Source organism: Streptomyces sp. NPDC002537 (assembly GCF_053594975.1).
This window is the reverse complement of the sequence record NZ_JBSFWT010000002.1, coordinates 21,480-45,715: the sequence shown is the minus strand read 5'-3', so window position 1 is coordinate 45,715 and position 24,236 is coordinate 21,480. Positions and strand designations below refer to the sequence as shown.

Here is a 24,236-nt window from a genome sequence, read left to right as displayed (position 1 = left end):
GTTCTCCGTAAGTTGTCAGGCCAGTCGCACGCGCGGGTCGATGAGGGCGTAGGCGGCGTCCACCACGATGTTGGCGACGACGATGGCCGTGCAGCCGACGAGCATCACGGCCATCAGGGTGGGCAGGTCGGTCTCGCTCACCGAGGAGACGGCCAGCCTGCCGAGCCCGTGCAGGCTGAAGGTGAACTCGGTGATGATCGCGCCGCCGAAGAGCGAACCGAGGTCGATGCCGAAGATGGTGACGATGGGGGCCAGCGCGCCCCGCCAGGCGTAGCGGAAGAAGACGGTGCGTCTGCTGAGCCCCTTGGCGCGGGCCGTGCGCACATGGTCCTCGCCCAGCTGCTCGATCATCTGGGAGCGCGTCATCCGGCTGTAGTTGGCGATGAAGATGATGGAGAGCACCAGCCAGGGGATGAGCATCCCCATGAACCACTTCCCGGGGTCCTTGGTGATCGGGTAGTAGGCGGGGTTGTCCATCCAGTGCAGTCCGCTGACGAGGACGGCGAGCGCGATGACGCCGACGAAGTAGATCTGGAGGGCGTTGCCGACCAGCGACAGCGAGCTGAAGAACTTGTCGACCCAGGTGCCGCGGAAGGCGGCGGCGAGCATCCCGATGCCCACGCCGACGACGAGGAAGACGACCGCGCCGCCGAGCGTGATGGACAGGGTCGTCGGGAAGCGGTCCACGATCGTGCCCCAGACCGGCTGCTGGTTGGAGAAGGAGTAGCCGAAGCAGGGGGCCGGGCAGTGGCCGACGGAGAAGTCGCGGCCGGTGAAGATGCCCGCCATGTAGTGCCAGTACTGGACGGGCACCGGCTGGTCGAGCCCGAGGTTCTTGTTGATGACGGCGATGGCGTCCGGGGTGCAGTTCTTGCCGCAGGACATCAGCGCCGGCTGGGAGGGCAGCGCGAAGAACAGCAGGAAGGTGATTGCGCTGATCAGCACGATGATGACGAGCGCGCCGAGCGAGCGGCGGGCGAGGAATCGCAGCATGGGTCGCGGTCTTCCGGTCGGCGGGGCGGAGCGTGAGCGGCCACGGCGGTGCCGGGGGCACGGCCGGGCCCGCCGTTCGGCGGCCCGGCCGTACGGACGCGGGCGCTATTTGACGTAGACGCCGGTCGGGTCGACGGTGCCGTACACCGGCTGGTAGCGGACCCCGCCGAGGTTCGAACCCCACAGCGAGAACTGGTTGTTGTAGAAGGTCGGCACGCCCGGTACGTCGTCCGTGAAGATCTTGTCGGCGAGTTTCTGCCACTCGGGCGCGGCCTTCTTCACGTCCGGGACCGCGTTGATCCGGTCGATCTCCGAGTTGACGGCGGGGTCGTTGAGGTGTCCGTAGTTCTGGGCGCCGTCGGCGATCTGCCGGCCGTCGAAGAGCGGGGGCACCACGGTCGAGGAGACGGGCCAGTCCGCGCCCCACGAGCTGCGGTAGATGTCGAACTTGTTCTTCACCTCGGCGATCGCCGAGCGGTAGGTGTTGGCGTCGACCTCCTTCTTCTGCACCTTGAACCCGGCCCGCTCCAGCGCCTGGGTGACGACCACGGCGACCTTCTGCTGGACGTCGGTGTTGGCGTAGGCGTAGACGATCTCCTGGCCCTCCTTGCCCGCCTCCTTCAGCAGCTCCTTCGCCTTGTCGGTGTCACCGGCGGGCTTGGCCTTCTTGCCGTACGGGTCGGTCGCCTGGTAGCCGTCCATGGCGGGGGAGAGGAAGTTGGTGGCCAGTGTGCCCGCGCTCGCGCCGCCGACCTGCTGGAGGATCTGCCCGTTGGGCATGGCGTACGCGAGCGCCTTGCGGACCTTGACGTCCTTCAGCCGGTCCATGTTGAAGCTGATGTAGTCGACGTACGGCTGGATCTCCACGAAGCGGCGCGCCTTGGTGTCCGCCTGGTTCAGGACCTTCTCGGTCATCTCGGGGGCCACGGCGTTGGTGTACGACAGGGTGTTCTTGTCGGCGCCCTGGTCGGCGAGGAAGCGGCGGGTGGAGTCGGCGAACTGGTGGCCGAAGCTGATCTCGAACCGGTCGGCGTACTGGTGCCGGATGGGGTCCGTCCTCGGATCCCACTGCTCGTTCCGCACCAGGGTCAGCGACTTGCCGTTCTTGTAGTCGGCGACCTTGTAGGGGCCCGAGGAGAAGGGGGCGTTGTCGTACTTCCGCTGGGTGTCCTTGGCCTCCTTGACCGGGCCGATGTTGGGCATCGCGGTCGCGAACGGGGTGTCCGCGTGCGGGGCGAGGAAGTGGAAGACGATCGTCTTGTCGTCCGGGGTGTCCAGCACCGACGCCGGCAGGTGCTTGCCCTTGTACGGGCCGTCGGGCAGCGCCTTGCGGAAGGCGGTGCCGTCGCCGGACAGCCACTGCGGGATGTACTGCGGGCCCTCGGTCTCGAAGTCGGCGTAGAGCCGCTCGATGCCCCACCGGACGTCCCGCGAGGTGATCGCCGAGCCGTCCTCGAACTTCAGCCCGTCCTTGAGGGTGAACGTCCAGGTCTTCCCGCCGTCGGAGGCCGTGCCGGCGTCCGTGGCCAGGTCGCCGACGACCTTCACCTTGCCCTGGGCGTCCACCTTGTACGAGGTCAGCGTGCGGTTGTAGAGCATCTGGTCGGCGAGCATGTCGCTGTAGTAGATCTGGCCCGGGTCCAGGTGCTGGAAGGCGTCGCGCTGGAGGACGCCGACGGTGCCGCCCTTCTTGGCGCCCGGCACCTCGGGGGCGGGGCCCGCCGAGTCCTCCTTGGTGCCGATCGAGTAGTTCGAGGACTTGTTCTTGTCCGTGCCGGGTCCCTCGTCCTTGGCGCCGCCCCCGCCTCCTCCTCCGCTGCTGCACGCGGAGAGCGCCAGGGCGCCGGCCGCAAGGGCCGCGGCGGCGCCGAGCCGGGCTCTGGAACTGCGGTGTCTCGTCAGCGGGTTCATGGGTCGGTGCACCTGCCTGTCCGTCGATAACTGGTAGGGCTGGGCCTGCGTCAGCGGCCGGTCCTGGGGTCGAAGGCGTCCCGGACCGAGTCCCCGAGCAGGTTGAAGGCGACCACGAAAACGATCATCGCGAGGCCGGGGAAGAAGATGTAGGTGATGTCGCTCTCGTAGTAGTGGGCGCCGTTGGCGAACATCCGGCCCCAGTCGGGCGTGGGTTCCACGATGCCGACGCCGATGAAGGACAGGCCCGCCTCGATGGTCACGATCGACGGCAGCATCAGCGTCGACTGCACCAGGATCGGGGTCCAGAGGTTCGGCAGCAGCTCCTTGCTGATGATCCGCCAGGGCGAGGCCCCGGTGACCTTCGCCGCCTCCACGAACTCCCGCTCCCGCAGGCTCAGTACCTGGCCGCGCAGCAGACGCGCCAGCCCCATCCACCCCAGCACCCAGAGCACCAGGATCAGGGTCAGCGCCCGCAGATAGGTGGGGGTCTCCTTTTCCGGACTGACGAAAAGGGAGTAGACGACCGGTGTGAAGGCGATGAAGGACAGCTGTGACGGAAAAGCCAGCAGCAGATCGATGAACCGTCCCAGCAGATAATCCGTGCGACCGCCCAGATATCCGGCCGTCACCCCCACCAGGACGCCGGTGAGCACACAGAGCACGGTGGCCGCGGTCGCGATGAGCAGGGAGGTGCGGATGCCGTAGACGAGCTGGGCCAGTACGTCCCGCCCCAGGGTCGGTTCGATGCCGAACCAGAAGCGCCCGGAAATGCCGCCATTGGGCTTCACGGGATAACCGAACTCGTTCAGCAGGCCCTGTTCGTTGAGCCCGTAGGTCGTCGTCGCGTCCTTCCCGTAGAGCTTGGAGATCAGCGGGGCCGCGAGCGCGACGACGAAGAAGAACAGGACGACGTACGCGGAGATCACCCCCGCCTTGTCGCGCTTGAAGCGCCGCCACATCAACTGCCCGGGTGACCGGCCCGCGGGTTCCGTTCCGGTCACCGTCGTCAAGGAAGGAAGGGAAGGACTCGCCATTTGTCTGAATCCCCCGCACTGTAGTCCGGTAGGCCCCTCGCCGACGTGGTGCGCGCGGTGGGTTGAGCGGACTTTGGCAATGGATTCACAGTGCGGTCAAGAGGGCTGCGGAACAAGACGGGACGGGCCCCGCATCTTGAGCGAAGGTTGAGCGGATCGACGACGTGGCGTGCTTGACAGCCCTGTCGGGCCGGGTACGCGGCAGCGTCCTCGGCCCGTTGGCGCTACATGCCCAGTGAGCGCTTGAGGAAGTCGACCTGGAGCAGCAGCAGGTTTTCCGCGACCTGTTCCTGGGGCGTCATATGGGTCACCCCGGACAGCGGCAGCACCTCGTGCGGACGGCCCGCGGCGAGCAGTGCCGAGGAGAGCCGCAGGGTGTGCGCGGCGACCACATTGTCGTCCGCGAGCCCGTGGACGATCATCAGCGGCCGTACCCGCTCCGCCGCCCCGCTCAACCCCTCGTCCGTGACGAGCGAGTTGCGGGTGTACACCTCCGGCCGCTCCGCCGGATCGCCGAGGTAGCGCTCCGTGTAGTGGGTGTCGTAGAGCCGCCAGTCCGTGACCGGGGCGCCCGCGATGCCCGCGTGGAAGACGTCGGGGCGGCGCAGCACGGCCAGCGCGGCGAGGTAGCCGCCGTAGGACCAGCCGCGGATGCCGACCCTGCCGAGGTCCAGCGGGAAGTGCCCGGCGAGCGCCTGGACCGCCTCGACCTGGTCGTCCAGGGTGGCGCCCGCGAAGTCGTCGCGGACCGCCTTCTCCCAGTCGGGGGAGCGGTGCGGGGTGCCGCGGCCGTCGGCGACCACCACGGCGAAGCCCTGGTCGGCGAACCACTGCGAGGTCAGATGGGAGTTGTGCGCGGCCACCACGCGCGGCCCGTGCGGCCCGCCGTACGGGTCCATGAGCACCGGGAGCGGCCCGTCGCCCTCCGCGTAGTCGCTCGGCAGCAGGACGGCGCACGGGATGCGGCGCGCGCCCGCCTCGACAAGCCGTGCGCGGGAGGTCAGTACCGGCGCTTCCGCGTACGAGGTGACGGTGGCCGTCCGCACGCCGTCCCGTACCACCCGCACCGTGGCCCCGCTGTGCTCCAGCGACGCAGACAGCAGGACGGTGACCGCACCGGACCGCACCGCGGAGTGCCAGCCGCGGCCCTCCGAGACCCGCTCCACGGCGGTCCCGGTGACCCGGTAGACATGGGTCTCGCCGGTCTCCGGATCCTTCGCCTCCGGCCCGGCGGAGGCGGAGACGAGCAGGTCGTCGGCGGCGACGTCCAGTACGGCGCGGACGTGCAACTCCGGTCCGGTCAGCGCCCGGCCGCCCACCGTCAGGGCCCGTACGCCGCCCTCGTCGGAGATCCGTACGAGTTCGCCGTCCGGGGTCCACGCGGGCACACCGGGGAAAAGATCCAGCCAGTTTGCGTCCTCGTCCGTGTGCAGGACCCGGGTCGCGCCGGTCGCCGTATCCACCGTCAGGTACACCTGGCTCCGCTGGTCGCGCGCCTGCGCGAGCAGCAGCGGAGGATGCCCCTCCGACCAGTGCGCCTGCGCGAGATAGGGGTAGCGCTCGCGATCCCACTCGACGTCCGTGCGGGACCCGTCCAGACCGAGCAGGGACAGCGTCACCAGGGCGTTCGGGGTGCCCGCCGCCGGATAGGCCACCTCGGCCGGTTCCCGGTCGGGGTTGGCGGGGTCGGCGATCCACCAGCGGCGCACGGGCGCGTCGTCCACGCGGGCCACCAGCAGCGATCCGCCGTCCGGCGCCCACCAGAAGCCCCGGGAGCGGTGCATCTCCTCGGCGGCGATGAACTCCGCGAGACCCCAGGTGACGGTGGCGCTCTCCGGCTCCGCCAGGGCGCGGTCGCCACTGCCGTCCGCCTCGACGACCCGCAGCGCGCCGCCCGCCGTATAGGCGATCCGGCGGCCGTCGGGCGACGGCCGCGGGTCGGCCACCGGACCGGGAACGTCCAGCTCACGGGCGGTACCACCGCGCAACTCGGCGATGAACAGACGCCCGGACAGGGCGAACGCCGCCAACTCCACGGCACCGTCCACCGCGTAGCCCACGACACCCGCCGCCCCTTCGCGGCTGCGCTCGCGCCGGGCCCGCTCCTCCGGGGACAACTCCTCGTCCGCACCGCCCAGCAGCACGGCCGGATCGGCCGCCGGGTACTCGCGCCCGGTGCCGGGATCGAACACCCACAGGACGTTGGCGCGGTCCGTTCCGGTACGGGAGCGGAGGAAGACGACGCGCGAGCCGTCCGGCGACACGGTGAAGGCGCGCGGCGCGCCGAGGGAGAAGCGCTGCGTGCGGGCGTATTGGCGGGGGAACGAGAGCTGTCCTGTCATGCGGTGAGCCTAGGCGCTGCTGGGCCGAACCGGCCGCGGGGCGGCGGGATCTCGCCGTGCGCCCCGAATTTGCTCCTGTGCACCGAGTGAGGTTCGCGCACCGGAAAGTTATGATCACTGACGCATAGTTGGTATGTCCCGGGTGGCATCCGCATGTCACCCGCCTCTCGTTCCGTCCGACCGCGCGTCCATGGAGGTGAACCGCTGTGGCACTCTCGATTTCGGCGGTGGTGCTGCTGGCGATCATCGTCTTCCTGCTGGTCCGGAAGTCCGGACTGAAGGCGGGCCACGCCGCGGTCTGCGTGCTGCTGGGGTTCTACCTCTCGAGCTCGTCGATCGCCCCGACGCTCAACCAGCTGACGAAGAGCGCCACCGACGTGATCAGCAACATCAAGTTCTGATGGCCCCCGGGCGCCGGCGACCCCGTGGGCGGGAGCCCCGCCGGGCCCGCGGGGCTCGTAGGCTGTTCCCATGACCGACAGCTCCTCCTCGCCCGGCCGCCGGCTGCTCCTGGTGCACGCGCACCCGGACGACGAGTCGATCAACAACGGCGCCACCATGGCCAAGTACGCGGCCGAAGGGGCCCATGTCACCCTGGTGACCTGCACTCTCGGTGAGGAGGGCGAGGTCATCCCGGAGGATCTCGCGCACCTCGCGGCGGATCAGGACGACGCCCTCGGCCCGCACCGCGCCGGTGAGCTCGCCGCCGCCATGCGGGAGCTGGGCGTCACCGACCACCGCTTCCTCGGCGGCGCCGGGCGCTACCGCGACTCCGGCATGATGGGCGCCCCGCAGAACGAGCGCCCCCAGTGCTTCTGGCAGGCCGATGTGGACGAGGCGGCCGCGTCGCTCGTGGAGGTGATTCGCGAGGCGCGTCCCCAAGTCCTGGTCACCTACGACCCCGAGGGCGGCTACGGCCACCCCGACCACATCCAGGCGCACCGCGTCGCGATGCGCGCCGTGGAACTCGCCGGTGAGCCGGCCTTCCGCCGCGACCTCGGCGACCCGCACGAGGTCGCGAAGGTCTACTGGAACTGCGTGCCGCGCTCCGTGCTGGAGGAGGGTTTCGTCCGGCTGCGCGAGCTGGGCTTCGACAAGCCCTTCCCCGGCATCGCCTCCCCGGCGGACGTGCCGGGCGTGGTCGAGGACGCCGAGGTGACGGCGGCCGTCGACGGCACCGCGTACGCCCCGGCGAAGGCGGCCGCGATGCGCGCCCACGCGACGCAGATCGAGGTGGACGGCCCGTTCTTCGCGCTCTCCAACGACCTCGGACAGCCGCTCTTCACCACGGAGTACTACAGGCTCGTGAAGGGCCCGGCCGCCGCCGGCCGCGAGGACGACCTGTTCGCGGGGGTGACCGCGTGACGGGCATGGCCGCGCCGCTCAACGTCGGGCGCATGTGCGGATATCTCGGACTGGCGGTCCTCGGGGCGCTGGCCGGGGTCGCGGGCGCTCTGGTGCAAGGCGGCTGGTTCCCCGGCGGGTTGCTGCTGGCGCTGCTCGGCATCGCCGGGCTCTGCTACGGCGGCGTCACCCTCACCCGCGCCAGAGCGGGCGGGATCGCGCCCGGCGCGGGGTGGCTCGTCGCGGTGCTGCTGTTGACGACGAGCAGACCGGAAGGAGACTTCCTTTTCGGCGCGGGGCTCGGCTCGTACGTGTTCCTGCTGGGCGGCATGGCCGTGGCTGTGATGTGTGCCACCCTCCCGAAACCGCCGCAACCGAGCGGGCCTTCAGTCCGACTTGGCAAGTGACGTGACGATTTCTGCCCAGCGGGGTCCGTGGCGCGAAGGAGCGCTCCGGACCCCGCACCGCCGGGTATCCGGCGGGCGTCAAGTGCGTGTCCGCGGTGCCCAGTATGGTGGTGCGCGCCGCCGAGCCGCCCGAACGAGGTCATGACGGGCGGCGGAGCTAACCGGGAGAGCCTGCTTTGAGCCGTGAATCTGACAGTTCGTCCTCCGGGCCCCAGGGGCGCGGTGGCGCCGCTTACCCGTCGGGGACCCCGCCGTACGGAACCCGTCACGCGTCCTCGGACGGTGGCGGCAGCGAGGAGCCGGCCGTGCCGCCGAAGCCGGATGAGCCCAGGACCGAGACCACGCTGACGACGCGGATCCGCATCAACATCCCGGGTTCGCGGCCCATTCCGCCGGTCATCATGCGCACGCCCGTGGGTGACGAGGCCGCGCAGGCCGACGGCGCCACGGGTGCGCCGGCCGCTGCCGGTCCCGCCGGTGGTGCCGGTGGTGCCGCGGTCGGTGAGCGCAAGCCCGTCCTGCCCCGCCGCCCCGAGCCGTCCGCGGCTCCGGCGCATCCGGAGGCGGAGCGTCAGGGCGAGCGTTCCGAGGGCAAGGAGAAGACGAGCGACTGGTTCGCGCCGCGCAAGGGTGGCGGGGCGGCGTCCGCCCCCGGCTCCGCGGCGTCCGCGAACCGTCGTCCGGGGCTGTCCGGCGGTGGGGTCGGCGGCGCGTCAGGTGGCTTTGGCGGAGGTTCCGCTTCCGGTGGTGCCCCGGGCCTGGGCGGGCCCCGGCAGGGCGGCTCCGCGCCGGCCCCCGGCCCGCAGAATCCCTCGACCACGGCGGCCACGCCGTGGCCCGCGGACCCGATGGCCACGGGCGCGAACCCCATCCTGCAGGCGACCCAGCAGGATCCGATGGCCACAGGTGCGAACCCCATTCTCCAGGGCCCCCCGCCGGTCGCGGCGCCCGTCGACGACTGGCCCATGGACCCTTCGACCACCAGCGCGACCCCCTGGCAGAGCGGTGGTCCGCAGGCCCCCGCCGTCCCGGCGGACGACTGGCCGGGCGGCTCCTCGACCACCAGCGCGACCCCCTGGCCGGGCGAGGGCCAGGGCACGGGCGCGGCCCCCGCCGACGACTGGCCCGGCGCCTCCCCGGCCGCCCCGGGCAACACGCCCTGGCAGGGCGGCAACGCCGCGGCGGCACGCGCCGCCCGACGTTCCGGTTCCCAGACCGACGACTGGCCGGGTGGTTCTTCGACGACGGGTGTGGTGCCGCAGCCGGGGCTGGGTGATTCCTCGGCGACGGGGACGATGCCGCAGCCCGGGTTCGCCGATTCCTCGGTGGCGGGCACTGTGCCGCAGGCCGACGACTGGCCGGGCGGTTCTTCGACGACAGGTGGGATGCCGCAGCCGGGCTTGGGTGACTCCTCGGCGACCGGTGTCATGCCGCAGGCCGACGACTGGCCCGGTGGTTCCTCGGTGACGGGTGCGGTGCAGCAGCCCGGGTTCGCCGATTCCTCGGTGGCGGGCACTGTGCCGCAGGTCGACGACTGGCCGGGTGGTTCCTCGACGACCGGCGCGATGCCGCAGCCGCCCGTGCCGGGTGGCGCGGTCGGCGGCGCCGCGCCGTGGCCGGGCGACGCCATGGGCGCCGGTGCGCAGGGCGGTATGGGCGCGCCGGGTGTCCCGGGCGGTATGGCCGGTCAGGGCGTGCCGGGCGGTATGGGCGTGCCTGGTGGCCAGGGCGGTACGCGTGTCCCCGGCGTCCCCGGTGGTCAGGGTGCGCCCGGTGTGATGGGTGCCCCTGGTGCTCAGGGCGGTGGCGTTCCCGGTGTCATGGGCGCTCGGGCGGCCACGGGTGCGAACCCGGTCGTCCCGCCGCCCGCGCCGAGCCCCGACGGCAACGGCGCGGCACCGTGGAACGGGGCCGTGGAGTCCACGCAGCAGTTCCCCGCGCCCACCATGGGCCAGGGGGCGGCACCGTTCGCCCCCGCGGCGCCCGGTGGCGCGGCCTTCGCGGAGAGGCGTACGGACACTCCGCGCGAGGGCTTCCCGCGGGTACCGGCGCCGCCCACCGGCGCGCAGTCGGCCCAGCAGGCCCCCGCGGGCGCGCAGGCGCCGAAGCAGCAGCAGAACAAGGGCGGTGGCAAGGGCGCCAAGGGCGGCAAGAAGGGCGGCGGCCCCAAGGTTCCGGCGCCCGCGGGCAGGACGGCTGCGGGCGAGACGCTCGTCAGCGGCGTGCCCGTCGTGCCCCCGCCCGGGGGCCCGGCCAAGAACGGGCCCGTCGACAGCGGCGCGCCCCGCGTGGCCGTGCCGAAGCCGAAGGTGCCCGCGCCCGGCGCCAAGTCGGCGGTGCCGGCCCCGGCCGCTCCGGCGGCCAAGAGCGCTCCCGCCAAGAGCGCGCCCAAGAAGAAGGGCCGCTCCAAGCTGGTCCTGCTCGGCGGCGCGCTCGTCGGGCTGGTCGGCGTCGCGTACGGCGCCGGGCTGCTGCTCGACCACGCCGACGTGCCGAACGGCACCACCGTGCTGGGCGTGGCCATCGGCGGCAGCTCCAAGGAGCAGGCCGTGCAGAAGCTCGACTCCGCGCTCGGCGACCGCGCGACCGCGCCGCTGAAGGTGTCGATCGGCGGCAAGGAGGCGCAGCTCAAGCCGGCCGTGGCCGGGCTGACCATCGACACGCAGGCCACGGTGCGGGAGGCGGCCGGACGGGACTACAACCCGCTCACCGTCATCGGTTCCCTCGTCGGCGGCACCCGTACGGCGGAGCCCTCGATCGGCGCCGACGAGGAGAAGATCGCGGACGCGCTGAAGCGGGCCTCCGGGGAGACGGGCTCGGCCAAGGAAGGCACGATCAAGTTCGAGCCGGGCAAGGCCGTGCCGGTCTACGGGCAGCCCTACCAGGGGCTGGACACCGACAAGGCCGTCGCGGCCGTCGCCCAGGCGTACCGTGACCGCGCCGCCACCGGCCAGGACCGGACCGTCGAACTGCCCAGCGCCGAGCAGCAGCCCAAGGTGGACAAGGCGGAGGTCGACCGGGTGATGGAGAGCTTCGCGAAGCCCGCCATGTCCGGCCTGGTCACCGTGCAGACCGACCCGGCGCACAAGATCCAGTTCGGCCCTGAGCACTCGCTGCCGAAGATCCTTTCCGTGTCGGAGGTCAACGGCAAGCTCGTCGACCACTACGACCTCGAAGCGGTCAAGGAGCTGTGCGGGTCCGCCTTCACCGGGGTCAAGATCCAGCGCGGTGACGGCAGCAAGACCGATGTCACCCCGCAGGACGTCGTGGGCGCCCTGCGCAAGGCCCTGATGGGCAAGACGCCCGCCGAGCGCGTCGGTGTCATCCAGGTCAACGGCAACTGACGGCCGCCGCCGGGACCGTGTGAGCCCCTGTGCCCCACCGGGCACGGGGGCTCACGGCCGTCCGGGGCGTATGACGTTCGTGACCCGATCCATGACATCTGTCATCGCCGGTACACGACGGCTGACACTGCCGACCGGGCCGTCGGCCTGGAACGATCGCTTGTATGACCACTACAGCAAGCACGTTCACGGGGGATGGGCGCCGCACCGGCGCCCCCGTGGTCAGTTTTGAGCATGTCAGCAAGAGCTACGGCACGGTGCGCGCCGTCGCGGATCTGGACCTCCGTCTGTACCCGGGCGAGACGGTCGCCCTGCTCGGTCCCAACGGCGCGGGCAAGTCGTCCACCCTCGACCTCCTCCTGGGGCTGCGCACGCCCGACGCGGGCCGGGTCGAGCTGTTCGGCACCACGCCGCAGCAGGCCATCGCGCAGGGCAAGGTCGGCGCGATGCTCCAGAGCGGCGGCCTCATGGAGGACGTGAAGGTCCGTGAGCTGGTGAAGCTCGCCTGCGACCTGCACCCGCACGCCTACCCGGTGGAGCAGGTGCTGGAGCGGGCGGATCTCACCGAGATCGCCGACCGCATGGTCAACAAGCTCTCCGGCGGCCAGGAGCAGCGGGTGCGCTTCGCCCTCGCGACGGCCGGGGCCAACGAGCTCGTCGTGCTGGACGAGCCGACGACCGGGATGGACGTCTCCGCCCGGCAGGCGTTCTGGAGCGTGATGCGGCAGCAGGCCCGGGAGGGCCGCGCGATCCTCTTCGCCACGCACTATCTGGAAGAGGCCGACGCGATCGCCGACCGGGTGATCGTGCTGCACCGCGGGCGGGTCCTCGCCGACGGTTCGGCCGCCGAGATCAAGGCCAAGGCGGGCGCCCGCCGGATCGTCTTCGACCTGGACGGGCACATCGGCGAGGCCGCGCTGCGCGAACTGCCGTTCCTGTCCGCCCTGGAGATATCCGGCCGCACCGTGCGCATCCAGTCGCACGACGCCGACGCCACCGTCCACGCCCTCTACGGCCTCGGTCTCTACCCGCGCAACCTCGAGGTCGCGGGCCTCGGCCTGGAGCAGGCCTTCATCGCCATCACCGACGCCGCGACCGCCGAGGAGGCGGCCCGATGAACACGCTGATCAAGCTGGAAATCGCGCGCACCCTGCGCAACAAGAAGTTCATGTTCTTCTCCGTGCTCTACCCGGCGGCCCTCTATCTGCTGATCGCGGGCGGCGCGAGCACCAAGGAGATCGTCAAGGGCACGCACCTGACGCTGCCGCTGCTGATGATGGTCTCCATGGCCTCCTTCGGCGCGATCACCGCCGTGCTCGTGGGCAACAGCGAGCGCATAGCCAAGGAGCGCGAGAAGGGCTGGGTGCGCCAGCTGCGGCTCACCGCGCTGCCCGGACGCGGCTATGTGACGGCGAAGGTCGCCTCCGCCGCCGTGGTGTCGCTCCCGTCGATCCTGGTCGTCTTCGCCGTCGCCGCCGCCGTCAAGAACGTGCGCATGGACGCGGCCTGGCAGTGGTTCGCGCTGACGGGCGCGATCTGGGCGGGCAGCATCGTCTTCGCGGCCCTCGGTGTGGCGGTCGGCTATCTCGCCACCGGCGACGCCGTGCGCCCCATCACGATGATCATCTACTTCGGCCTGTCCGTGCTGGGCGGTCTGTGGATGCCGACCGCGACGTTCCCGAAGTGGCTGCAGAACATCACCGAGTGGGTGCCCACCCACGCCTACGCCGCGCTCGGCCAGGCCATCGAGCAGGGCGACGCCCCGCACATGAAGGACGTGTCCATCCTGTTCGCCTATCTTGTGCTGTTCGCGGGTGCGGCCGCCTGGCTGTACCGCAAGGACACCCGCAAGGCGTGACGTGACCGAAGCCGGGGGCCGGAAGGAGCGACAGCGATGAGAGTGGTCGACCGCTGCAGGGAGCTGTGGCACTCGGCTCTCACGACCGATGACGAGCCGGTGGAGACCGGCGTGGGAAGCCCGCCCGACAACCGCCGGGCGGCCCTGATCAAGCTGGCCTGGATCGGCATCTGGTTCGCCTATCTGGCCGCCCCGGCCCAGGACATCCTCGGCGACCGCCACTCGGCGGTCGGGGACGTCCTGGGCGGGGCCGGGCTGCTGGCCTTCGTGGGCGCCTACCTCGCCCTGATCTTCCGGCAGACGTCACGGCCGCTGGAGCACGTCCGGGTGGTCCCCATGCTCGGCGCGCTGCTGGCGATGGCGGTCGTGCTGTCGCTGACGCTCGGCGCCCCTTGGCTCGTCCTCTTCGTCTATGTGTGCGTCGGGTGCGGGGCGGTCCTGCCGATGAGGGCGGCGCGCATCGCGATCCTTCTGAACGTCGGCGTCCTGCTCGCCATCGGGCTCAACACGCCGAAAGCCGACGATTTCCTGCCGGCGCTCGTCATCCCGGCGCTGCTCGGCGGGTTCGCGATGGTCGGGGTGCGCCAGATGGCCCGCACGACCAGGGCGCTGCGCGAGGCGCGGGCCACCGTCGCCCACCTCGCCGCCAACGAGGAGCGCCTGCGGCTCGCCCGCGACCTGCACGACCTGCTGGGCCACTCGCTGTCGCTCATCACCCTGAAGAGCGAGCTGGCCGGGCGGATGCTGCCCGGCAAGCCCGATCAGGCCGCGCAGCAGGTCGCGGACATCGAGCGGGTCAGCAGGCAGGCGCTGGTGGACGTCCGGGAGGCGGTGAGCGGCTTTCGCCGCCCCACCCTGGACGCCGAGATCGCCGGAGCCCGTACGGCCCTCGCCGCCGCGGGCATCGCCGCGGACCTCGAAGGGGCGGCCACCGGCCATCCCGATCTGCCGCCCGACGAGGAGGGCGCGCTGGCCTGGGCGCTCCGCGAGGCCGTGACCAATGTGGTGCGGCACAGCGGGGCCCGCCGCTGCGAGGTGACGATCACGGAGACCGGCGACGAGCTGTGCCTCACGGTCACCGACAACGGGCAGGGGCCGCACGGCGCGCACGGCAACGGCCTCACCGGCCTGACGGAGCGGCTGTCCCTCGCCGACGGCCGGCTGGAGACCGGGCCCGGCCCGAAGGGCGGCTTCCGCCTCCGGGCATATGTCCCGCTGTCCCGCCGGGACAGCGATGCACAGGAGACACAGAAGGAGGACTCGGGGGAGCCGCTGACCGCCTGAGCGCGGGCCACCGCCGACGGGACCTGGCCCACCGTCAGTACGCATACCCTGTCGCTGTGACCGAAGAGCTCCACCCCGACAGCCGACGCGCCATCAAGGTCCTGCTCGCAGAGGACCAGTCCATGGTGCGGGAGGCACTCGCCGCACTGCTCGGCCTGGAGGACGACATCGAGGTCGTCTCCCAGGTCGCCCGGGGCGACGAGGTTCTCGCCGCCGCCCGGGCGCACACGCCGGACGTGGCCCTGCTGGACATCGAGATGCCCGGGATGACCGGTCTCGACGCGGCCGCCCTGCTGCGCCGCGAGCTGCCCGCGCTCAAAGTGGTGATCCTGACGACCTTCGGCCGCCCCGGCTATCTGCGCCGGGCCATGGAGTCGGGCGCGGAGGCCTTCCTGGTCAAGGACGCGCCCGCGGCACAGCTCGCGGACGCCCTGCGCCGGGTGCTGCGCGGCGAGCGGGTCATCGACCCGACCCTCGCTGCGGCCGCGCTCGCCGAGGGCGCGAACCCGCTGACGGACCGCGAGCGGGCCGTGCTCCGGGCCTCCGCCGACGGCTCGACCAACGCCGAGCTGGCCAAGGCCCTCCACCTCTCCCACGGCACGGTCCGCAACTACCTCTCCACGGCCATCCAGAAGACCGGGGCCCGCAACCGCGCCGAAGCCGTGCGCATAGCCCGCGACAAGGGCTGGCTGTAGGGGCTCCGGTGCGGGGGCCCTCCGGCCCGGCCCGCGGCGGTGGGGGATCGTCGTCCGGGCTGTCGCAAGGCTGTCACATGGGCGGCATAGGCTCCCTGGGGATCACAGTGCCGCGAGGAGGAGGGGGAACGCCGCCGTGCAGATCAAGCGCGTTCCCGACGGCGGGCGCGTCCTGACCGTCCTGCTGGTCGTCGCTGTCGCCGCGCTGGCCGTCCTCGACTGCCTCACGGGCCCGCGGCTGCGGCTGGCCCTGATCGCGAGCGTCATGCCGCTGATCGCCGCCCGGCTGTGCTCCTACCGCCGGACCGTCGTCGTCGCCGCGGTCTTCGCCGCGGCGCAGGCGATCGTCCACTGTGTGATCGTGCCGCGCTGGGACGTCGTCAGTGTCCTGGTCTCCGTCCTCGGCGCGCTGCTGGTCGCCGGGTTCGCCGTGGCCCTGTGCGGAGCCCTGCTGGAGCGCGAGGCGGCGTACGACCGTACCCGGATGGTCGCCGACGCCGTGCAGCGCACGATGCTGCGGGAGCTGCCGATCACCTCGGGCCCGCTGCGCGTCGCCGGGTTCTACATCTCCGCGCAGGAGGGCGCCCGGGTCGGCGGCGACATCTACGAGGTGGTGGAGAGCCCGTACGGGCAGCGCGTCCTCATCGGCGACGTCCAGGGCAAGGGCATGCCCGCGATCGGCGCGGGGCACGCCGTGCTCACGTCGTTCCGCGAAGCCGCCTATCACGAGGCCGCGCTGGAGGCCGTCGCCGACCACATGGAGGGCGCCCTGCTCCGGCACAACAGCGCCCTGTCCCTGACCGGCACGGACGAGCGGTTCGTCACCGCGCTGCTGCTGGAGGTCGGCCCGCCGGGCACGGTCACCCGCGTCCTGTCCTGCGGCCACATCCCGTACTACGCGGTCGGCGGCGACCGGGTCGAGGAACGGCTCCCCGGCCGCTTCGGGCTGCCGCTCGGACTGGGCGGGCTCACCGGCGAGCCCAGGCGGGCCGTCGACTCCGACGCGTGCTGCGCGGGCCCTGCGGCACCGGAGTGGCTGGTCCTGTGCACGGACGGGGTCACCGAGGCACGGAACCGCGAGGGCCGCTTCTACCCGCTCCGCGAGCGCCTGTCCCAGTGGACGCACCTGCCCCCGGCGGAACTCGCCCGCACCCTGCGCGCGGACCTGGAGCGCTACACGGAGGGCGAGCTGAAGGACGACGCGGCGGTCCTCATCGTCCGCCCGACGGACGAACACGCGGAGCACGCCCCGGCGCCGACGCGAGCCGAATCCCCCGTCGGCGCCACCTGACCGGGCGGGACGCCCGCTCCCCGGTTTCCGCCCGGCCCGCCTGCCGGCCCGAGGCCGCGGCGCTGATGCGAGCTCGTCCGGGAGGACGACCGGACCCCGCTCCGGGGCGCCGCCCAGCCGGCCCGTCCGGCACCCGGGGACAAAGCCCCCCTCCACTTCGGGCGCCGGCGACAAGCCCGCCCGAGGCCGCGGCACCCCCGCCCCCGGGCACCGGACCAAGCCCGTCCGGCCTTGAGGACAGAGAGCCGCGCCCCGCTCCGGGTGCCCGAGCCACCGGCCGACGGCCGTCAGTTGAGCATGGCGCGCGCGGCCCGTGCCTGGCGGCGGACGGTCTCCGCCACCGTGGGCTCCAGGGCGTCGATCACCTCCGCGTAGTCCTCCATCTCCCGCGCGCCGCCCGCGAAGTCGCCCCGTTCCACGAGCAGCTCGGCGCGCTCGAAGCGCAGCCGCGCCGGATGGCTGGGCAGCAGCAGGGCGAGGTCGACCGCCCACAGCTGCACCTCGCTCCGCTCGGGGCGCGCCGCGGCCCAGGCCCGGATGTTGTTGAGGACGCGCAGCACGATCTCCAGCGGTTCCGCCGGGGAGAACGCCGACGGCGTCAGCGGCGCCCCGGTCGCCCCCGCGACCAGCAGCTCGGCGTCCTCCTCGGACAGCGGCCGGCCGCCGTCGAAGGGATCGGCCAGCACGTGCCGGCCGTACGGGTCCCCGAAACCGACGACGAAGTGGCCGGGCAACGCCACCCCGTACACCGGCGCGCCCGCCCGCCGGGCCACCTCCATCCACACCACGGACAGCAGGATCGGCAGCCCGCGCCGCCGCAGCAGCACCTCGCCCAGCAGCGAGGACTCCAGCCGCCGGTAGTCGGCGGGGGAGCCGCGGAAGCCGCACGCCCCGCCGAGCAGGTCCGCGAGGGCGGACGCCCACTGCCGGGGGTCGGCGCCGCGCCCCAGCGCGGGCAGCAGCCCCGCGAGCCGGTCCAGTTCGATCTGCGCCTCGTCGACGGCGGCCTCACCCGCTCCGGGGTCCGCCTCGGAAGCGATCAGCAGGCACAGCAGCGCGAGGTCGGGGCGCTCCTCCCGCGCCTCCTCCGCGAACCGCCGCCTCCTGCCAGGGGTGTCGTACATAGCTGCCTCGTACCCGCTCGGGGCGATGGGGGAAAAAACCCACCGCCGATGTCCATGGTGCGACCGTGACCGCGGTGACCGCCTACCCCTGCGGCCCGCGGCGGTAGTGGTAGGCGTGGTGCGTGGTGAAGCCGAGCCCGTCGTAGAGCGCCGAGGCGCCCCCGTTGTCCGTCTCCACCTGGAGGTACGCCGCCGAGGCGCCCTCGCTCAGCGCCCGCTCGGCGAGCGCGGCCATGACCAGCGTCCCCAGGCCCGCCCTGCGCCGCGCCGGGTCCACGGACAGCGCCGAGAACCCCGCCCACCGGCCGTCGACCACGCAGCGGCCCAGGGCGACCGGCCCCTCGTCGCCCGGCACGGACGCGAACCACACCGAGGGCCCGCCCGTCAGCACGCCCAGCGCGTCCTCGGCGGACGCCGACGTGCGCCCGTAGGCGTCCGGCCACTCCGCACCGGGCTCCCGGGAGAGCAGCACGCGCGAGGTGTCCGCGTCCGTGTCGGCGAGCGGTGCCAGTGCCGCCGTACGCATCAGGGCGTGCCGCTCCGCCGTCCAGCCCCGCCGGGCCAGCTCCGAGTCCAGCCGTTCGTCCTCCGCCGGGTCGCCGGTGGTGACCTGCACCAGCGGGGGCAGCCCGCGCTCCCCGTACCACGCGCCGATCCGGTCCAGGGCGTCCGCCAGGGGCAGCCCGCAATCCCCGAGGGGCAGCACCGAGTTGGCACGGGAGGTGAAGCCGCCCGAGGCGCGCAGCGTCCAGCCGCCCAGCGCCGCGGTCTCCCGCGCGGGCCAGCCGCGCGCCGCGGTCTCCTGGAGCTCCCGCACGGTCGCGGCGGGTCCGCGGCGACGGGCCGGGGCCGCCGGGACCACCTTGCCCGCGACGAGCGTGGACTCGTCGATCACCACCGTCTCCCCGTCGCGGCGTGTGATTCGCAGCACACCGCCGTCCCAGGCGTCGAGCACCCCCACGGTGTCCGTGAACCGCTCCGAAGATCGTCCGGGATCGGTCAGTCGCCGGACAGATACCCTTTTTCCCACATCAGCGGTATTGATCCTGACTTCCAGCCGTCCGCCCGTGGTGAATTCCACAGCTCTCCTCGCCCCTCTTGTTCGTCTCGTGCCCGGGAACGGAGATACTAGGTGTGGGCATCGACGACGCCGCGCTCCCGCGCGAGATGAGCCCTACCGAGGAGGAACGACAGCGTGACCTACGTCATCGCGCAGCCTTGTGTCGACGTGAAGGACAAGGCGTGCATCGAGGAGTGCCCCGTCGACTGCATCTACGAGGGCTCCCGGTCCTTGTACATCCACCCGGACGAATGCGTCGACTGTGGTGCCTGCGAACCGGTCTGCCCGGTCGAAGCCATCTTCTACGAGGATGACACTCCGGAGGAGTGGAAGGACTACTACAAGGCGAACGTCGAGTTCTTCGACGAGCTCGGCTCGCCCGGTGGCGCCTCCAAGCTCGGCCTGATCGAGCGCGACCACCCCTTCATCGCCGCGCTGCCGGCGGACATCAACCCCGAGCACTGATTCGCGGCAGCCACCACGGCCCCGTACGGCCCTCGCGCCGTACGGGGCCGCGGCATTTCGACACCGAGTACCTATCTGCAAGAGAGCGAGCGAGCACCGTGGGCGCAGTCTCTTCCCGCCTCCCCGTCTTCCCCTGGGACCGGCTCGACCCGTACAAGGCGACGGCCGCCGCCCACCCCGACGGCATCGTGGACCTGTCGGTCGGCACCCCCGTCGACCCCGTCCCCGAGCTGATCCAGCGGGCCCTCACCGACGCCGCCGACAGCCCCGGCTACCCCACGGTGTGGGGCACGGCCGCGCTGCGCGACGCGCTCACCGGCTGGGCGGAGCGCCGCCTGGGCGCCCGGGGTCTGACGCACCACAACGTCCTGCCCGTCGTCGGCTCCAAGGAGCTGGTGGCCTGGCTGCCGACCCAGCTCGGGCTCACCGCGGGCGACAAGGTCGCCTACCCGCGGCTCGCCTACCCGACGTACGAGGTCGGCGCGCGGCTCACCGGCGCCGAGCCCGTCGTCTACGACGACCCCACGGAGCTGGACCCCGCCGGGCTCAAGCTGCTGTGGCTCAACTCCCCGTCCAACCCGACGGGCCGGGTGCTCTCCAAGGACGAGCTGCGCCGCGCGGTCGCCTGGGCGCGCGAGCACGACGTGCTCGTCTTCAGCGACGAGTGCTACCTGGAACTGGGCTGGGAGGCCGAGCCGGTCTCCGTGCTGCACCCCGACGTGTGCGGCGGCTCGTACGAGGGCATCGTCGCCGTCCACTCGCTGTCCAAGCGCTCCAACCTGGCCGGCTACCGCGCGGCGTTCCTCGCCGGTGACGCGGCGGTCCTGGGTGAGCTGCTCCAGATCCGCAAGCACGGCGGCATGATGGTCGCCGCGCCCGTCCAGGCCGCGACCGTCGTCGCCCTGGGGGACACCGCGCACGTCACCGAGCAGCGCGAGCGCTACGCGCGCCGGCGCGCGGCGCTGCGCGCGGCGTTCGAGCGCGCGGGTTTCCGCATCGAGCACAGCGAGGCCTCGCTCTACCTGTGGGCCACGCGGGACGAGCCGTGCTGGGACACGGTGGCGGACCTCTCCAAGCGCGGCATCCTGGTCGCGCCGGGCGACTTCTACGGCGCGGCGGGCGACCGCTTCGTCCGTATCGCCTTCACGGCGACCGACGAGCGGGTGGCGGCCGCGGTCCGCCGCCTGGCGGACTGAGGTTCCCGCACGAGGACATGTGAAAGGGCCCGGGAGGAACTCCCGGGCCCTTTCACATACGGGCGTGACCGGTGGGTGGACCCGGTCAGCCGCCGATCGGCAGACCCTTCGACAGGCCGCCGGTGGTGGGCAGGCCCCCCTTGGTCGCCGTCTCCGTCGTGGTCCCGACGACACCGGCAGCGGAGCTGCCGAGGTCGCCCGCGACCTTCTGGGCGGCCGGGGTGGTGGTCTGGGCGGTCTTGCCGAGCGTGTCCGTGGAGGCGGGCACGGCGGTGTCGACGGCCTTGTGACCGACCTCGGCGGTCGTCATGCCGGCCTTGTGGGAGGTCGTTGCGATGTTGGTGCCCAGGTTCGCGCCGTCCACCGTGCTCAGACCGCTCAGCTGCTCGGGGGCCTTGAGGTCCGCGGCGCTGGCAGCTCCGGCCGCGCCGATGACGGGCGCCGCGCCAGCGGCGACCAGCAGGGCGACCCGAGCGATCCGACGCGAAAGGGGGAGGGACATGATGCTCCTTTTGGCGGAGTTGGAGGACATTTGCTGTCCGGCGAGCGGACGCAGTGACTACCGCGTGAGAGCGTCGAAGGTTGCGGTGCCCGAAGGTAAAGCCTTGGCAATGCGTCGCATTATCGGTTTCGGGAATTCCCGGGCAAAACTGACAGGCCCCGACGATGTCCTAAAGGCTTACAAGCCTTTAGTCGCAAGGGGTGTGAACGGTTTTGCCCAACTCCCGGCAGGGGAAGGCGCATTCCTGCCCGCGCGGCGGGGCGGGTCCCCCGGACGAGGGTGTTCTCGTACTGCTGACCGGACTACGGGACGGTGGTGATCCGTACCTCGGTGGAGGGGGACGAGCCGTCCCCGGCCGTGCGCCAGCCGTCACGGGAGCTGTCCGAGGTCCACACCCGGCCGTCGAAGGCGATGCGCTCGATCCGCAGCTCGGACGCGTGCGCCATCGCCCACGACGCCAGCTGCCAGCCCCGCCGCTTCGGCCCGCCGTCCGTCGCGTCGGCCGGATCGGAGGACTGCGCGGGCACGGTCACCGTGCGGGCGGCCGCCCCGGCCGCACCATTGGTCCCGCCGCCGCCCATGGTCGGCAGCACTGTCTCGCCGAACTCGCGCCGCAGCTTCGTCCGCAGGGCCGCGGGGTCCCCGTGCTTGCCGTCCGGCGGGGCCGTCGAGCAGCTGAACGAGGCCTCCGCCCGGCCCGTGAGCCCCGACGCCAGCAGCGAGGCGTCCGGCTCGTGCTTGGCGTACGCCTGCGGGAAACCGCTGCGCTGCACCTTCTGCGCGGCCACTGTCAGCGGCAGCCGGGAGTAGCCCGGCACCTGCACCAGGTGGTCGTAGAACTTGCCCGCCGAGTACACCGGGTCGGTGATCTGCGCCGCCGTGCCCCAGCCCTGCGTCGGCCGCTGCTGGAACAGCCCCAGCGAATCCCGGTCGCCGTGATGGATGTTGCGCAGCCCCGACTCCTGCATGGCCGTCGCCAGCGCGATCGTCACCGCCCGCTCCGGCAGGCTGCGGGCGGAGCCCACGGCGGAGATCGTGGCCGCGTTCACGGCCTGTTCGGGGGAGAGGGAGTACGACTCGCCGTTGGCCCGCACGGTGCAGCGCGGGGCGCCGGGACCGCCGGTCACCAACTGGGCCACGCCGTAGCCGATCAGCGCCAGCAGCACGGCACAGGCGGCCACGATGCGCAGCAGGCGGCCACGGCGGGTGACGAAGATCCGGGACATGCGGCAAACGTTACTGGAGAGATATGAGAATCATGAGGGCCGGACGGGCACCGGGCCGCCGGGCCCGTGCCCCGGCGTAGAGTCGCCGCATGGATGACGCCGCACTCGACCTGTCCCTCGACGCCACCGCCCTCACCGCCCGGCTCGTCGACATCCCGTCGGAGAGCGGGAACGAGAAGCCCCTGGCGGACGCCGTGGAGCGGGCCCTCCGCGCCCTCCCGCACCTCACCGTCGACCGGTACGGCAACAACGTCGTCGCCCGGACCGGCCTCGGCCGCGCCGAACGCGTGGTGCTCGCCGGGCACATCGACACCGTGCCGATCGCCGACAACGTCCCCTCCAGGCTGGACGACGACGGCTTCCTGTGGGGATGCGGCACCAGCGACATGAAGTCCGGCGTCGCGGTGCAGCTGCGGATCGCCGCGACCGTCCCCGAGCCCAACCGCGACCTCACGTTCGTCTTCTACGACAACGAGGAGGTCGCCGCGCACCTCAACGGCCTCGGCCACGTCGCCGCCGCGCACCCCGACTGGCTCGCCGCCGACTTCGCCGTCCTCCTCGAACCGACCGACGGCCAGGTCGAGGGCGGCTGCCAGGGCACCCTGCGGGTCCTGCTGCGCACGGCCGGCGAGCGCGCCCACTCGGCGCGCAGCTGGATGGGCAGCAACGCCGTCCACGCCGCCGCGCCGATCCTGGCCCGGCTGGCCGCGTACGAGCCGCGCCGTCCCGTGATCGACGGCCTGGAGTACCACGAGGGGCTCAACGCCGTCCGGATCGAGGGCGGTGTCGCGGGCAACGTCATCCCCGACGCCTGCACGGTCACCGTCAACTTCCGCTACGCACCCGACCGCAGCGAGGAGGAGGCGCTGGCGCACGTCCGCGAGGTCTTCGCGGACTGCGGGGTCGCCGAGTTCGTCGTCGACGACCACTCGCCCGGCGCGCTGCCCGGCCTCTCCCACCCGGCCGCCGCGGCCTTCATCGAGGCCGTCGGGGCCACGCCCAGGCCCAAGTTCGGCTGGACGGACGTCTCGCGCTTCAGCGCGCTCGGCGTGCCCGCCGTCAACTACGGCCCCGGTGACCCCATGGTCGCGCACAAGCGGGACGAGCGGGTGCGCGTCGCGCTGATCCCGGAGTGCGAGGAGCGGCTGCGCGCCTGGCTCACGTCCTGACGACGCCGTGACCTGCCGCGGGGCCCTACGCTGAACAGCAACGATCAGCGGAGGGAGAGCGGCATGGCACATCCCGAAGAGGCCCGCGTCCCGCGGGAGCAGCGCCGGGGGCCGGTCGTGCGCAGGCACGGCCAGATGCAGCAGGGAACCACCGACCAGCATCTGCTGGACACCAGAGGGACAGCGGACTGGGTGCACGAGGACCCCTTCCGGGTGATGCGCATCCAGTCCGAGTTCGTCGAGGGCTTCGGCGCCCTCGCCGAACTGCCACCGGCCATCAGTGTGTTCGGCTCCGCCCGCACGCCCGTGGGCTCGGCGGAGTACAGGGCCGGGGTGGCCATCGGACGCGGCCTCGTCGAGGCGGGCTTCGCGGTCATCACGGGCGGCGGGCCCGGCGCGATGGAGGCCGCCAACAAGGGCGCGACGGAGGCGGGCGGCGTCTCGGTCGGCCTCGGCATCGAGCTGCCCTTCGAACAGGGGCTCAACCCGTACGTCAACCTGGGCGTGGACTTCCGGTACTTCTTCGTGCGGAAGACCATGTTCGTGAAGTACGCGAGCGGTTTCGTGGTGCTGCCGGGCGGACTCGGCACGCTGGACGAGCTGTTCGAGGCCCTCACGCTGGTGCAGACCAAGAAGGTCACCCGCTTCCCGATCGTCCTCTTCGGCGTCGAGTACTGGCGCGGCCTGGTCGACTGGTTCCGCGACACGTTGGTGGCCCAGGGCAAGGCGGGGCCACACGACCTGCATTTGTTCCATGTGACGGACGACGTGGACGAAGCCATCGCTTTGGTGACCAAGGAGGCAGGGGCGTAGCCGGGGGCTCCGCCCCCAGACCCCCGAACCGCGCTTCGCGCGGTGTCCTCAAACGCCGGACGGGCTGATTTTCCGGACCGTGGGCTTCAGCCTGCGGGCCTCGGGCTGCGGACGACGGCCCGCACATCCAGCCCGTCCGGCGTTTGAGGACGCGGCCGCAGGCCGCTTCCGCCGC

Annotated in this window: 21 protein-coding genes; 13 read left to right on the top strand and 8 right to left on the bottom strand. The window is 72.3% G+C overall.

Features of this window, described 5'->3' with window-relative positions:
• Positions 1 to 15: 15 nt before the first annotated feature.
• From ACWD4A_RS00880 to ACWD4A_RS00865, 4 genes are all read right to left on the bottom strand, one after another.
• Entirely contained in the window at positions 16 to 993 is a 978-nt protein-coding gene (locus ACWD4A_RS00880) for an ABC transporter permease (RefSeq protein WP_451187646.1), read from the bottom strand.
• Between the two features lie 105 nt (positions 994 to 1,098).
• On the bottom strand, positions 1,099 to 2,904 hold the full coding sequence (locus ACWD4A_RS00875; RefSeq protein ID WP_451187644.1) for an ABC transporter substrate-binding protein: 1,806 nt from the start codon (positions 2,902 to 2,904) through the stop codon (positions 1,099 to 1,101).
• Positions 2,905 to 2,954: 50 nt separating this feature from the next.
• Positions 2,955 to 3,941, bottom strand: a complete 987-nt coding sequence (locus ACWD4A_RS00870) for an ABC transporter permease (protein ID WP_451187642.1) — start codon at positions 3,939 to 3,941, stop codon at positions 2,955 to 2,957.
• Between the two features lie 224 nt (positions 3,942 to 4,165).
• Positions 4,166 to 6,283, bottom strand: a complete 2,118-nt coding sequence (locus ACWD4A_RS00865; protein ID WP_451187640.1) for a prolyl oligopeptidase family serine peptidase — start codon at positions 6,281 to 6,283, stop codon at positions 4,166 to 4,168.
• A gap of 206 nt (positions 6,284 to 6,489) precedes the next feature.
• Between ACWD4A_RS00865 and ACWD4A_RS00860 the strand changes: the two genes are divergently transcribed.
• From ACWD4A_RS00860 to ACWD4A_RS00820, 9 genes are all read left to right on the top strand, one after another.
• Entirely contained in the window at positions 6,490 to 6,684 is a 195-nt protein-coding gene (locus tag ACWD4A_RS00860) for a hypothetical protein (RefSeq protein ID WP_116213708.1), read from the top strand.
• A 70-nt stretch (positions 6,685 to 6,754) separates the two neighbouring features.
• Positions 6,755 to 7,648, top strand: coding sequence for an N-acetyl-1-D-myo-inositol-2-amino-2-deoxy-alpha-D-glucopyranoside deacetylase (mshB, locus tag ACWD4A_RS00855; RefSeq protein WP_451187638.1), 894 nt, complete (start codon positions 6,755 to 6,757; stop codon positions 7,646 to 7,648).
• A 5-nt stretch (positions 7,649 to 7,653) separates the two neighbouring features.
• Positions 7,654 to 8,034: a DUF6113 family protein gene (locus ACWD4A_RS00850; RefSeq protein WP_451187954.1), complete on the top strand. Its 381-nt coding sequence runs from the start codon at positions 7,654 to 7,656 to the stop codon at positions 8,032 to 8,034.
• Positions 8,035 to 8,339: 305 nt separating this feature from the next.
• A complete protein-coding gene (locus ACWD4A_RS00845) occupies positions 8,340 to 11,378 on the top strand; it encodes a hypothetical protein (protein ID WP_451187637.1) in 3,039 nt (1,012 codons plus the stop codon).
• A gap of 164 nt (positions 11,379 to 11,542) precedes the next feature.
• Positions 11,543 to 12,496, top strand: coding sequence for an ABC transporter ATP-binding protein (locus ACWD4A_RS00840; RefSeq protein ID WP_451187635.1), 954 nt, complete (start codon positions 11,543 to 11,545; stop codon positions 12,494 to 12,496).
• Positions 12,493 to 13,236, top strand: coding sequence for an ABC transporter permease (locus ACWD4A_RS00835; protein ID WP_451187633.1), 744 nt, complete (start codon positions 12,493 to 12,495; stop codon positions 13,234 to 13,236). Before ACWD4A_RS00840 ends, ACWD4A_RS00835 begins: the two co-directional genes overlap by 4 nt.
• A gap of 36 nt (positions 13,237 to 13,272) precedes the next feature.
• Positions 13,273 to 14,520 (top strand): sensor histidine kinase, encoded by a 1,248-nt coding sequence (locus ACWD4A_RS00830; protein ID WP_451187632.1) that lies wholly within the window; start codon positions 13,273 to 13,275, stop codon positions 14,518 to 14,520.
• 56 nt (positions 14,521 to 14,576) lie between these two features.
• Positions 14,577 to 15,215 carry a response regulator gene (locus ACWD4A_RS00825; protein ID WP_451187630.1) on the top strand — a complete coding sequence of 213 codons (639 nt, stop codon included), beginning with the start codon at positions 14,577 to 14,579 and terminating at the stop codon, positions 15,213 to 15,215.
• Between the two features lie 136 nt (positions 15,216 to 15,351).
• Positions 15,352 to 16,506: a PP2C family protein-serine/threonine phosphatase gene (locus ACWD4A_RS00820; RefSeq protein ID WP_451187628.1), complete on the top strand. Its 1,155-nt coding sequence runs from the start codon at positions 15,352 to 15,354 to the stop codon at positions 16,504 to 16,506.
• 287 nt (positions 16,507 to 16,793) lie between these two features.
• On the opposite strand, the gene ACWD4A_RS00815 is transcribed toward ACWD4A_RS00820, so the two are convergent.
• A complete protein-coding gene (locus ACWD4A_RS00815) occupies positions 16,794 to 17,630 on the bottom strand; it encodes a transglutaminase family protein (RefSeq protein ID WP_451187626.1) in 837 nt (278 codons plus the stop codon).
• Positions 17,631 to 17,712: 82 nt separating this feature from the next.
• Entirely contained in the window at positions 17,713 to 18,711 is a 999-nt protein-coding gene (locus tag ACWD4A_RS00810) for a GNAT family N-acetyltransferase (protein ID WP_451187624.1), read from the bottom strand.
• Positions 18,712 to 18,825: 114 nt separating this feature from the next.
• On the opposite strand from ACWD4A_RS00810, the gene fdxA reads away from it, so the two are divergent.
• Together fdxA and dapC are read left to right on the top strand one after the other, a co-directional pair.
• On the top strand, positions 18,826 to 19,155 hold the full coding sequence (gene fdxA / locus ACWD4A_RS00805; protein WP_030366150.1) for a ferredoxin: 330 nt from the start codon (positions 18,826 to 18,828) through the stop codon (positions 19,153 to 19,155).
• A 98-nt stretch (positions 19,156 to 19,253) separates the two neighbouring features.
• Positions 19,254 to 20,351, top strand: coding sequence for a succinyldiaminopimelate transaminase (gene dapC, locus ACWD4A_RS00800; RefSeq protein WP_451187621.1), 1,098 nt, complete (start codon positions 19,254 to 19,256; stop codon positions 20,349 to 20,351).
• A gap of 85 nt (positions 20,352 to 20,436) precedes the next feature.
• On the opposite strand, the gene ACWD4A_RS00795 is transcribed toward dapC, so the two are convergent.
• Together ACWD4A_RS00795 and ACWD4A_RS00790 are read right to left on the bottom strand one after the other, a co-directional pair.
• Positions 20,437 to 20,853 carry an ATP-binding protein gene (locus tag ACWD4A_RS00795; RefSeq protein ID WP_451187619.1) on the bottom strand — a complete coding sequence of 139 codons (417 nt, stop codon included), beginning with the start codon at positions 20,851 to 20,853 and terminating at the stop codon, positions 20,437 to 20,439.
• A 302-nt stretch (positions 20,854 to 21,155) separates the two neighbouring features.
• Positions 21,156 to 22,079, bottom strand: coding sequence for a hypothetical protein (locus ACWD4A_RS00790; RefSeq protein ID WP_451187617.1), 924 nt, complete (start codon positions 22,077 to 22,079; stop codon positions 21,156 to 21,158).
• Between the two features lie 89 nt (positions 22,080 to 22,168).
• On the opposite strand from ACWD4A_RS00790, the gene dapE reads away from it, so the two are divergent.
• Both dapE and ACWD4A_RS00780 read left to right on the top strand, forming a co-directional pair.
• Complete coding sequence (gene dapE, locus ACWD4A_RS00785) at positions 22,169 to 23,248, top strand: succinyl-diaminopimelate desuccinylase (protein ID WP_451187615.1); 1,080 nt, start codon at positions 22,169 to 22,171, stop codon at positions 23,246 to 23,248.
• A 63-nt stretch (positions 23,249 to 23,311) separates the two neighbouring features.
• Positions 23,312 to 24,061, top strand: coding sequence for an LOG family protein (locus ACWD4A_RS00780; protein ID WP_451187613.1), 750 nt, complete (start codon positions 23,312 to 23,314; stop codon positions 24,059 to 24,061).
• Positions 24,062 to 24,236: the final 175 nt, after the last annotated feature.